The organism is Streptomyces sp. NPDC096048 (assembly GCF_044763415.1).
Classification (GTDB): Bacteria; Actinomycetota; Actinomycetes; order Streptomycetales; family Streptomycetaceae; genus Streptomyces.
On the sequence record NZ_JBIWGG010000010.1, the window covers coordinates 195,646 to 208,278 of the forward strand.

The 12,633-nt window shown below is 74.7% G+C and carries 1 protein-coding gene (only partly in view); it reads right to left on the reverse strand.

Features of this window, described 5'->3' with window-relative positions; genetic code table 11:
* Positions 1-12,633, reverse strand: partial view of an SDR family NAD(P)-dependent oxidoreductase gene (locus tag ACIQ6R_RS27540; RefSeq protein WP_404224103.1) — the 3' portion only. Its footprint extends 1,101 nt past the window's final position; the window shows 12,633 of its 13,734 coding nt (coding positions 1,102-13,734); its start codon lies off the right edge, out of view; its stop codon occupies positions 1-3.

Below are 12,633 nucleotides of genomic sequence, written 5' to 3' on the forward strand. Positions count from 1 at the left end.
TCACTGGATCAGGTCACCGGCCTCGGGGGCGGGGGGGCCGCCCAGCGCCGGGGTCATGAGCCGGGCCATGGTCCGCAGCCCCGCGTCGTGGACGATGGTGAAGTGGTCGGCGTCCACGTCGTGCACGCGCAGCGGCTTGCCGACGAACCGCCCGAAGCCGTTGGTCCGGTCGCCGTCCAGACGCCGCATCGCCGGCAGCCCGGCCGGATTCCGTGCGCCGACGAAACCCTGGGTGGCGTGGAAGAAGGTGACGTCGACCGGTTCCGGCAGCGGCTGCGGCACGTACTCGGTGAGCAGCCTGACATTCTGGTTGAACGCGTCGTTGGTGCGGCGCAGGAGCGTCAGGACGTTGTCGTGGGCGAGTTTCGCCGCCGCCTTGTCGACGACGTGCCGAGCGATCAGCCGCAACTGCTCGTCGGTCTCCTTGCCGAGCAGCGATTCCAGGCTGACCAGTTCGGTGATGTTCCACCGGTGGCAGTAGGCGTTGCCGAGCATCATCAGCGGCAGGCTCTCCGACTCGTCGTCGGTGAGCGAGGACCAGTCGACACCGGCCCAGGCGGGCGTCGTCGGCATGATGCCGTCGGCGATGACGAGAGAGTGGACGCGCTCTCCGTGGTGCATCAGCCGGCGGGCGACCTCGAAGGCGACGACTCCGCCGAAGGACGAACCGGCCAGCGTGAAGGGGCCGCCGGGATGGTCGGCGCGGATCGCAGCCGTGTACGCGTCGCACATCTCCTGGAAGGTGTCGAAGCGGTGCAGACGGGCGTCGAGGTCGATCTGTTCGACACCGAGCAGCGGGTACTCGGCGCCGAGGTAGCGCGACAGGTACAGGCCATAGCTCACGTCGCCGTACATGTGGTGCATCCAGTACGAGCGCTGCCGGTTCCCGGCCCGGTTGATGCTGGTGATGAACTTCCGCTCCTGCCGTCCGTCCTGGGACTCCGGCCGCCGCAGCCGACGCAGGTCGACGGCGGCCCCCTCGGAAACGAGGTGGTCGGGGCGGCTGGGCACGTCGACGGTGCGCGGGGGCTCGGACAGCCAGCGTGACCAGTCGCCGGTGGAGGGCCGCCCGTTCATCAGGGACCGTACGACGGTGACGCGGGCCGGGCCGGGCAGGGGCCGGGGGGTGTACGACGCGAGGGCCGTGACCAGTGCGGTGCGGTGGGCGTGGGCCTCGCGCAGCCAGTCGGCCAGCGCCTCCTCGCCCATCGGCGGCTTGGCGTCGGTGGTGAGCGCCCTGGCCGCCCGAGCGAAGTCATCGTCGGCGGCATCGCCCGGGACATCGGCGCCGAGCCACCGGCAGGCACCCCAGACCGTGCCGAACGCGCCGGTCAGCACGCCGAGCCCGGACGCGACCGGCTCGCCGGGCTCCGGGGCGCCGACCAGGAGGAGTTCGTCGACCTGGTGCCCCTCGTCGATGAGCCTGCGAGCCGTCTCGAAGGCGAGCGCCGCGCCGCACCCCTGCCCCGCGATGCGGTACGGGCCCTGGGGCCGGTCGGCGAGGACCGCGGCCGCGCAGGCGTCCACCAGGTCGGTGACCGAGGCCGACGGGGTCCGGCCGGTGCGAAAGCCTGGCGGCTCGATGCCCAGGACCGGGCCGTCGTCGGCGAGGGCGGCCTGCACATGGGTCAGCCAGCTGAGTTCGCCGGTGTCGCCGGGCAGGCAGTGGACGGGGACGCCCACCGTGTCCGTGACGAAGGGGACGGCGCGGGCTGTGAGGAGCTGCGAGGTGGTGGAGGGGGTCGGGGTGGACGCGGGGGCAGATGCCGACCGAGAGGCAGTGGCGGACGCGGGGACAGTGGCTGACGTGTGCTGGGGGGCCAGGGTGGCGATGTGGGTCACCAGGCGCTCCAGCGTGGACTGCTCGAAGATCGCCGCCATCGGGATCTCCTCACCGAACCGCGCCTGGACCCGCTGCATGATGCGCAGCGCGACGATGGAGTCGATCCCGTACGCCGCGAAGTCCTTCGCGGGGTCGATCTCCTCGGGGGCCAGCCCCACCCCTTGCGCCACCAGCTCCCTGACGTGCCGGGCCAGCTCGGACGTGTCCTCGGCCGGCGCCGTGGCGGCCGGTGCGGGCTGCTCCGCCTCCCGGGGCTCCGGCGCCCTCGCGGTGTCCTGCCGTCGCGGGGCGGGATCGGGCAGCCAGTACCTGTCCTCGGCGAACGGGTACGTCGGCAACGGCACCCGCCGTCCCGCCGGGCCCTCCAGCCGGGACCAGTCCGTCTCCTTGTGACGCACCCACCGGATGGCCAGCTCCCGCAGCGGGCCGATGCCCTCCGGCTCGCGCGGGCCGGAGCCGGCCGCCCAGGCACGCAGCCGTGCCACCAGCTCGGGGAGCGTGTCCGCGATCACGGCCAGCCGCTCGGTGAGGGCCGGCCGCCCGACGCGCAGGGTGTGGGCCACGTCGGCGGGACGGTACGCGCTGTGCTCAAGGTTGTCGGCCAGGATGCCCGCATACCTCCGCAGCCGCTCCTCGGTGCGGGCGCTCAGGACGAACAGCTGGGGCCCCGCGGGTGCACCGGAGGTCTCGTCGGACCGGCCGGACTCGAACTCCTCCACGACGACATGGGCGTTGACGCCGCCGAAACCGAAGGAACTCACTCCGGCACGGCGCGGCACCTCACCGCCATCGCGATCGGCCGACCGGGGCCACGGCCGTGCCTCGTCGATGAGGCGGAACGGGGTGTCGGTGAGGTCGATGAGCGGGTTGACGCGTTCCAGGTGCAGGGAAGGCGGCAGTTGCCGGTGCTGAAGCGCCTTGATCACCTTGATCAGGCCCGCGATGCCGGCCGCGGTCTCCAGGTGCCCGACGTTGGTCTTGACGCTGCCGAGGGCGCAGTAGCCCGCGCGGTCCGCGCCGCCCAGCTCGCGGAAGGCGTCGATGAGGCCGTTCACCTCGATCGGGTCGCCCAGAGCGGTGCCGGTGCCGTGGGCCTCGATGCAGGTGATGGTGTCGGCGGTACCCCCGGCGGCGCGGTGTGCGCGGACGATGACGTCGGTCTGCGCCTGCGGGTTGGGCGCGGTCAGGGAGTTGGCTCGGCCACCGTGGTTGACGGCGGTGCCTCGGATGAGGGCGTGGACGTGGTCGCCGTCGGCCAGTGCCCGCCCGAGCGGCTTGAGGAGCAGGGCGGCCACGCCCTCGCCCCGTACGTAGCCGTCGGCCCGGTGGTCGAAGGTCTTGCAGCGGCCGTCGGGTGAGAGCATGCCCGATTTACCGAAGGCCAGGTAGCCGGTCGGGGACAGGATCACGTTGACCCCGCCGGCCACGGCTGTCTCGCACTCCCCCGCGCGGAGCGCCTGCACGGCGCGGTGCACCGCGGTCAGCGAGCTGGAGCACGCGGTGTCGACCGGCTCGCTCGGGCCGTGCAGCCCCAGCAGGAAGGAGACCCGGTTGGCCAGGACGCTGTGCGCGTTGCCGGTGGCGGCCTGGCCGTCGACCTCGACACCGCGGCCGATCAGCAGCTGCGCGTATTCCGAGGAACCGACCCCGACGAACACACCGGTGCGGGTGCCCTCCAGTGCGGCCGGATCGTGGCCCGCGTCCTCGATGGCGTGCCAGACCGTCTGAAGGAACAACCGGTGCTGTGGGTCCATCGTGCGTGCCTCGCGCGGGGAGATCCGGAAGAACTCCGCGTCGAAGCGGTCGACGCCGTCCAGGAAGCCGCCCCAGCGGGACGGCACCCGGTGAGGGTCCCGGCCCGGGTCGCCGTGGATGTCCCGCCAGTCGAAGCGGTCCGCCGGCACGTCGCCGATCAGGTCCTTGCCCGCGACCAGGTTCTCCCAGTACGCGTCGAGGTCCGGGGAGCCCGGGAAGCGGCCCGCCATGCCGACCACGGCGATGGGCTCGTCCGCCGGTGCCCGGGCGGGCGGCACCGGTCCGGCGTCGGCGGCGGCCGGTTCCGGCGCCGGCACATGCGTGGTCAGGGCCGCCACGAGCGAGGCGACGTCGGCGTGCGCGTACAGCTCAGGGGCCATTACGCTGATGCCCAGCCGATCGCCGAGCACCGCCGCGAGTTCGGTCAGGGTGACGGAGTCGAAGCCGAAGTCGCTCAGGTGCTCCTCGGGGCCGACCTCCTCGGTGGGCAGGCCGAGAACGCTGCTGATGGCGGCGGCGACGACGTCGTACACGTCCCCCCTGTCCGGGCCACCGGCCCCGCTCGGCGGGCCGGACACGGGGACGGTGGCCGGCTCGGCGACCGGGAGGGTGTCGGCGACCGGCTCGGCGACCGGGAGGGTGCCGGCGACCGGGAGGGTGCCGGCGACCGGCTCGGCGACCGGGAGGGTGCCGGCGACCGGCTCGGCGACCCGGAGGGTTTCCGCGGCCGTCGGCGTGGGCCCGGAGTGTGGAAGCCAGTGCCTGTCCCGGGCGAACGGGTAGCCCGGCAGGGAGATGACCCGACCCGTTCCGCCGAGCCCCGGCCAGTCGACGTCCTCGCCGTCCGCCCAGCGCGCGGCGGCGTCCGCCCACCGCGGCGGCAGCAGCCCGAGGTCGGGAGCGGGCGGCGGGGTGCCGTCCGCCAAGGAGTCCAGGCCGTGGATCAGTTCGGCCGCGTCACGCGCGACCAGCACCGCGCGCGCCCGCAGCGGCTCGCGCCCCACCCGCAGGGTGTGTGCGACATCGGCGAGGATCTCGTCGGCGCCCGGCCCCCGTAGGAAGTCCCGCAACCGGGAGGCCAGGCGGCCCAATTCCCCGGGCCTGCGGGCGCTGAGGGGGACGAGTTGCGGTTCCTCGGCCGCCGCGTCGCGCTCGGCGGGCCGGGGCGGATCCGCCACGATCAGCTGGGCGTTGGCGCCGCCCACACCGAAGGAGCCGACCGCCGCGTACCGCACCGGGACGCCCTCCCCGCCGGGCCAGGCCTGCCTCCGGCGCACCAGCTCGAGCGGGGAGCCGTCCGCCGAGAAGACGGGCAGCGGTGTGGTGACGTCGATGGTCGGGGCGATCTGCCCGGCCCGGAGCTGGAGCAGGACCTTGGCGAGCTGTGCCATGCCCGAAGCGGCCTCCAGATGACCGACGGCGGGCTTGAGGGAACCGACGCGGACGGGGCCGCGCCCGGCGTCCCGGGGGGCGAAGACCTCGCGCAGGGCCTCGGCCTCGATGGCGTCGCCCACGGCGGATCCGGTCGCGGCGGCCTCGACGTACTGGATGTCGTCGGGGCCGAGGCGAGCCGGGCGCAGGGCCCGGCGGAGCAGCTCGGCCTGGGCACCCGCGTCCGGTGTGGTGTACGCGTCGTCCCCCGCGTTGTGGTTCACGGCCGAGCCCACGATCAGGGCGTGCACTCGGTCACCCGCGCGCAGCGCCTCGGGCAGCGGTTTGAGGACGACGACCCCTACGCCCTCGCCCGTCACCATGCCGTCGCCGTCCCGGTCGAAGGCGCGGGCCCGGCCGTCGCCGGAGAGCATCCGGGCCCGGGACAGCTCCTCGTGGTGGGCCGGGTGCAGGATCAGGTTGACACCGCCCACCACGGCGGCACCGCACTCGCCCCTGCGCAGGGCCGCGCAGGCCAGGTGTACGGCGGTGAGCGAGGACGAGCAGGCGGTGTCCACGGCGAGGCTCGGGCCGGAGAAGCCGAAGCAGTGCGAGAGCCGGTTGGCGAGCGACCAGTGCGCGGAGCGGGCGTCCGGCCGTTCGCCGCGGGCGCGGCGCTCGGCCGCCAGCGACTGGTAGGGGGTGTGCATGGCGCCGGTGAAGACGCCGACCCCGGTCCCGGCCGCGCGCAGTGCCTCCGCTTCCAGGCGGGCCCTGGTCACCCCCGCGTCCTCCAGCGCGGTCCAGGCCGTCTGGAGCAGCTGCCGCTCCTGGGGGTCCATGGCCGCGGCCTCGCGGGGCGAGATCCGGAACAGCAGCGGGTCGAAGCGGTCGACGTCGTCGAGGAAGCCGCCCCAGCGGTGGCCCGGCTCCCCGCCCTCTCCCGGTACGGCGTGCTGCTCGGCGGCGTTCCAGCGGTCGGCCGGGATGTCGCCGATCGAGCGCCGCCCGTCGCGCAGGTTGTCCCAGAAGGCCCACAGGTCGTCGGCGCCCGGGTAGCGCCCGGCGACGCCGACGATCGCGATGGGGACCTCGTCGGGTGGGCCGGAGGCACCGGGCGCCGCGCCGTCCGCGGGCCGCTGTGCGGTGTCGGGCTCGGACTCGTGAGGGGTCGGCCGAACCTCCGTGCGGACCGCCGGCACGGCCGACGCGGGCAGCGAGATGCCCATCGCCAGCACCCGGTCCGCCACTTCGGTGAGCGTCAGGCCGTTGCAGGGCTCGTCGAACACGAGGCGCTGTCCGAGGTCCCGGGACAGGGCCTCGGTGACCTCCATGACCACCAGCGAGTCGACGCCGTACGCCAACAGTGGTGTCAGCGCGTCCATTTCGGACACGTCGAGCTTCAGGCTCGCGGCGAAGCGCTCGCGCAGGCGGTCGACGAGCCAGGGGCGGCCGTGGTTCTCCTGGTCGACCGGCATGGTCGGGACCTCCGTTGCGACGGTGGCGGGCGCGGACCCGGGCTGTGGTGCCGCGGTGGCACCGGCCGGGGTGGCGCTCTGATGGCGGATGGCGCCGCGTTCGGCGAGCACGAGGCTCTGGTCGGCGTGTGCGTCGTCGTGCTCGGTGGCGGCAAGGGCCCGTACGTCCCGCAGCCCGGCCTCGGCGAGGAGCGCGCCCCAGTCCTCGGCCGCGAGGAGCGGTGAGTGCGGCAGCCGGAGATGGCCGTCGCCGTACAGCCACCAGCCGTCCGTCAGGCCGAAGACGAGCGTGACGGCGTCCAGTACGGCGGTCGACTCGGTGACGGCGAGCAGGGCGCCGGGCCGCATCAGGGACGCGACGTGGTGGAGGGTGGCGCGGATGTCGCCGGTGGCGTGCAGCACGTTGGCGGCGACCACGATGTCGTACCGCTCCCCCGCGAAGCCCTGGGCGGCGGGGTCCGCGGCGATGTCGAGGGGGCGGAAGGCCGCCTCGGCGTGGCTCGGCCCCAGGCGTTCGGCGGTCTGGCGTACGAGCGCGGGTGAGATGTCGGTGCAGACGTAGGCCGGTGCCGCCCCCGCGCACGTCCGGAGCGCGGAGAGGAGCGGGCGGGTGGTGCCGCCGGTGCCGGCTCCGATCTCCAGGACACGTACCGGCCGCCCGGGTTCGCGCCTGCGCAGCTCCCTCACCCTGCGGACGACCGCGGCCGTGCACATCGCGTTGAAGTGCCGCGAGCGCGGGTCGTCGTGGTAGAGGGCGGCGAGCCGGTCCTGGGAGCCGCCGGGGAAGAGAACCTCGAGTCCTCTGCGGCGGCCGGTGAGGACGTCGGGCAGCGCCGCCGCGCAGTCGGCGAGCAGTTCCACGGCCGGCGCGCAGTGCGGGTGGTCGGCGGTGAGCTGCTCGCTCAGCCGGGTCCGGTCGGTGCCGTCCTCGTCCTCTGTCGGATACGGGTCGGCGGGGAAACTGAGCAATCCGTCGTCCTCCCGCAGGAGGCCCGGATCCCGCAGCATGTCGAGCAGGGCGTCGAAGAGCCGCCGCTGTGCGGTGACCACGCCCAGGTCCACGGCGAGGTCGGCGGGGCTGCGCGCGGCTCCGGCCGTGCGCGGGGCGCCCATCCGGTGGAGGGCGGCGAGGACTTCGCGGCGGGCGAAGTCGTCCAGGCGGGCCAGGTAGCCGGGGGGTACCGAGGAGGCGCGCCGGGCCTCGGCGGCCCCGGCCACGGCCGTGCGCACCGCCTGTCCGTCACCGGGCACGTCCAGGGCGTCGGCGGGCGCGTCCGTGACGCCTTCGAGTTCCTGGTCTCCGGTGGCCTTCAGGACGGTCGCCTGGGTGAGCGGGGAGCCCAGGACGCGGCGGAGGGCGGCGACGCCCTCCTCGTCGGTGAGGCCGGCCACGCCGAGGCGGGCGACCCGGCGCCGGTAGTCCTCGGTGGCGACGGAGCCGCTGTGCCCCCACAGGCCCCAGTTGAGGAGTTTGACGGGCAGGCGGGTGCGGGTGGCCAGGTAGTGCGCGTAGGCGTCCTGGAAGGTGGAGGCCGCGCTGTAGTTGCCCTGCCCGGCGTTGGCCCGGTGCGAGACGGCGGACGAGAACAGGGCGAGGAAGTCCAGCGGTTCGCCCGCCAGGGCCTCCGCGAGGACGACGGTGCCGTGGGTCTTGGCGTGCAGGGCGGAGCGGAACGTCAGCTCGTCCATGCGGTGCAGCAGCCCGTCGGCCAGGGTGAAGGCGGCGTGGATCGCACCGTGGACGGCGCCGAAGCGCTCGCGCACCCGGGTGAGCAGAGCGCCGACGGCGTCGCGGTCGGTGATGTCGGCCTGCTCGTAGACGGCTTCGCCGCCGGCGGCGTGCAGCTCGGACAGCAGGGTGTCCGGCAGTTCGCCCAGAGGGCGGCGGCCGACGAGAACGAGGCGGGCGGCGTACTCGCGGGCCAGGTACCGGGCGACCGCGCGTCCCAGGCCGCCCGCGCCGCCGATCAGCAGGAAGGTGCCGCCGTGCCGGAACGGCGGCTCGGTGCCGGGGACTTCGGGCAGGGTGACCGCACGCAGGGTCTTGCCGAGGCGGAGGTGGCCACGCAGAGCGACCTCCTGCACGGGGAGAGCCGCGGGCTCGGCCTCCACGGCGGCCGCGAGCCGGGGCAGTTCGGCCCCGCCCCGGGCCAGTGCACGGCGGTCCAGATCGAGACAGCCGACGGAGGCGAAGGGCAGCTCGCGGGCCATCGACTTGGCGAGGCCGACGAGCGCGGCGGCGTACGGGTTGCGGGCCGGGACACCCTCGTCGACCTGCTGGCTGTCGCTGGTGACGACGGACAGGCGCAGCCTCTCCGGACGCCGGGCGGCCAGCCGTTGCGCGAGCCGGAACAGGGCCAGGCAGCCCTGGTCGAGGGCCGTGTCGAGGTGGGCGAGATCGTGGGCGCTGTAGTGGCGGTCGTCGACACCGCCGAGGAAGTGGATCGCGCTGTCGGGGTCCAGTTCCTCGACGGCGGCACCAAGGTGCCGTCCCACGTCCGGGGTGTCGAGGCGCAGCACGCGGGCCCGGGGCGAACGCGCCGCCAGGGCCTGGCCGAGGCCGAAGTCGCGGGCCGTGGTGAGGACCAGGGTCTGTCCGGTGTGCCGCGCCGGTGCGGAAGCGGGGGCGTCGAGGACCTGCCACGCGGTGCGCAGCCGGCGCACGGCGGGGCTGCTGCCGTGCGTGGGGCGGGTGGTCGCGGGACGGGCCACGCGCAGGTCCCGGAAGACCGCCACGGGTACGGCGTCCGCGTCCGCCAGCGTCACGTCGGCACGGGCCGTGCCGCGCTCGGGGTCGTGCTCCCGCAGCCGTACGTGCACGTGGCGGGCGGCGCCGACGCGCCCGGTCAGCTCCACGCGGGCCACGGACGCCGGGAGGAACGGCGCGGTGCCCTCGGGGGGTTGGGGAAGCACGCCGTGCAGGGCGTGCAAGGCGCCGTCGAGGGTGCCGGCGTCCACCGCCCAGGCGGGTGCGGACGTGCCGGGCGGCGGTGTCAGCTCCCCGAGGGCCTCGCCTTCGGAGTCCGCGTGTACGGCGGCGAGCCGTCGGAAGAGGGGACCGTAGGCGAGGCCGTCGCGTTGGGCGCGGTCCTTGTAGAAGGCGCGCCCGTCACGGCGGGTGGTGCACCGGGCGCGGATCTCGTCGAGGTCGAGGGCGGCGGGCGGGGCGGCGGGGGCGGTGCCGGTGCGGACGGTGCCGGTGGAGCAGGGCCGTCCGTCGCCGTGCGCCGTGCCGATCCGGTAGTCGAGCCCGTCGTTCCCGGACTCGGTGAGGCGGACGCGGACCGTGGCGCCGCCGTCGGGGATCTCCACGGGGGACCGCCACCGTACGTCGGTGATCTCCCGCACCTGGCCGCGGTCGAGTTCCTCGGCGGCGGCAGCGGCCATCTGGAGTTGGACCACTCCGGCGAGCAGGGCACGGCCCTGGACGACGTGGTCGGCGACGACCTGGTCCTCGCGGTCGAAGACGGTCTCGTGGACCAGGCCGTCGAGGGTCGGGACGACGCGGTCGAGCGGTCCGGGCGCGGCGCGGCGCCCCTTGCCGTCGGGGCCGAGGGGCGGTGTGGTGGTGACCCAGTGGCGGTCGCCCGCGAACGGGTAGGCGGGCAGCGGGACGCGCCGGGCGCCGTCGAAGGCCCCGGACCAGTCGACGACGCCGCCCCGTGTCCACAGCCGGGCGAGTGTGCCGAGGTCGCGGGCGGCGAGCAGCTCCCCGGCCCGGTCCGCGTCCGCGGGAGGTTCGGCGGCGGGATCGACGCGCCCGGTGACCAGGCCGGGGGCGGCGCCCGAGACGAGGAACTCCTGCAGTCGGCCGCGGAGTTCGGCAGGGGTGCGGGCGGTGACGGCGAGCCTGCTCTCGAGTTCGTCGCGGCCGGTGGCCAGGGTGTGGGCCACGTCGCGCAGGGCGGGGGCGGCGCCGAGGCTCCGGTGCAGCCGTCGTGCGACCTCGCGCAGCCGCTCGTCCGTCTTGGCGGACAGGACGATCAGCTGCTCGGTGCCCTCCTCGCCCGGCGGGTCGTGGCGCCGAGTGGACGGCGGCTCCTGGAGGATCACGTGGCCGTTGGCGCCGCCCGCCCCGAAGGAGCTGACGGCGGCACGGCGCGGGAGGTCCGGGCGCAGGCGCTCCCAGGGGGCGAGGCTGCGTTGCAGCACGAACGGCGTCGACGCGAAGTCGATCTTCGGGTTGGCCTCGTCGGCGTGGAGGGTGGGGGCCAGCCGGCGGTGCGCGAACTGCAACAGGACCTTCGTGATGCCCGCGACGCCCGCCGCCGACTCGGCGTGTCCGATGTTCGACTTGGCGGAGCCGATGGCGCAGTACCCGACGTGATCGGTGTCCTCGGCGAAGGCCCGCCGCAGTCCCTCGATCTCGATGGGGTCGCCGAGCGCGGTACCGGTGCCGTGCGCCTCGACATAGCCGATGGTGTCGGCGGCGATCCCGGCGCCGTGCAGGGCGGCCGAGATGACCCGCGCGTGGGATCGCGGCGAGGGCACGGTGTAACCGTTGGTGCGGCCGCCGTGATTGACACTGGTGGCGAGGATGACGCCGTGGATGTGGTCGCCGTCGGCGAGGGCCGCGGACAGCGGCTTGAGGACCAGGGCGCCCGCGCCCTCGCTCGGCACGAAGCCGTCGCCGCCCGCGCCGAACGCGCGGCAGCGGCCGTCCGTGGACAGCAGCCGCATGTCCGCGAGCACGCCGTACTTGATGGGATGCGTCTGGATGTGCGCGCCCCCGGCGATCGCCATCGCGCACTCGCCGCGCCGCAGCGATTCGACCGCCAGGTGGAGAGCGGTCAGCGAGGACGAGCAGGCCGTGTCGACGACGAGGCTGGGGCCGTGGGCATCGAGAAGGTAGGAGAGCCGGTTGGCGATGGAGAAGTCCATCGACAGGGCTATGACGGGGTTGCCGCGGCCCCACTCCTCGGCGCCGATGAGCTTGTACGAGGTGGCGGTGGCTCCGACGAACACCCCTACCGCGTGCTGGTCGCCGCGCAGGGTGCGCTCGTGCAGCAGTCGCCGTGAGTAGCCCGCGTCCTCCAGGGCCGACCAGGCCACTTCGAGGAATACCCGCTCGGTGGGGTCGGCCCGCTCGGCGTCGCGGGGCGAGATGTTGAAGTACCGCGCGTCGAACCGGTCGGCGTCCTCGATGAAGCCGCCCCACTTCGCGTACACCGTGCCCGGGCCGCGCTCACCGGGCGCGTAGTGGCGGGAGTGGTCCCAGCGATCGGCCGGGATCTCGGTGATGGCGTCCTCGCCGTCGCGCAGGGTGCGCCAGTACGCGTCGAGGTCACGGCCCCCGGGGTAGCGTCCGGCGACGCCGATGACGGCGATGGGTTCCTCGGCGCGAGTGCCCTCGGTGGTGGCCGAGGGCGCCACGGCCGTTCGGGGGCGGCCTGGCTCCCGCTTCTTCGGAGCCGGTGCGGCCGGGGTCTGCCGGGCGAGCAGGGCGCGCAGCGCCGCGGTGTGCTCCGCCGCGAGGTGGCGGCCGAGTTCGCCGACCGTGCGGTACTCGAACAGAAGGGTGGCGGGCAGCGGCCCGAGCCGGTCCTCGAGGACGGTGTGGATCTTCTTGATGAGGACGGAGTCCACGCCGACCGTGGACAGTTCCTGGTCGGCACGCAGTCTTCCCGCGGGGAGTCGGAGGATGTCGCCCACCAGTGTGAGCAGGTAGCTCTCGGCCGCCGGTTCGAGGTCACCGCCGTTGCCGGGGCCGCCGCCGGGGGCGGGCGTCTCGGCGGGGTCGGTCGCGGACCGCTGCGCTGGTGTCTCCCGCCCGGCCAGGTGCCGTGCCACGTAGGCGTGGACGCGGCTCGCGTCGCCGTGCACCGCGTACACCTCGGGCCGCCGCGCCGCGAGTGCGGTGCCGACGGTGTCGAGGAGGGCCTCGGCGGGCAGCGTCCCCATCCCCTGGAGGTCCCGGACGGCCCGCTTGTCCCGCTCGCTCAGGTCCATACCCCCTCCCTCGGTCAGGGGGAGCGCGAGCGCCACGGTGGTGCCGCGTCGCCCGTGGCCCCGGGTGACGGCCTCGGCTCGGATGGCGGCGAGGGCGCCGAGGGCACGGTTGGCGGCGGCGTAGTCGCTCTGCCCCGGGCCGCCCGTATAGGCGGCGACGGAGGACAGCAGCACGAACGACTCCAGGGGTTCGGCCGCGGTGACCTCGTCGAGGACGGCGGCTCCCGTCAGCTTCGG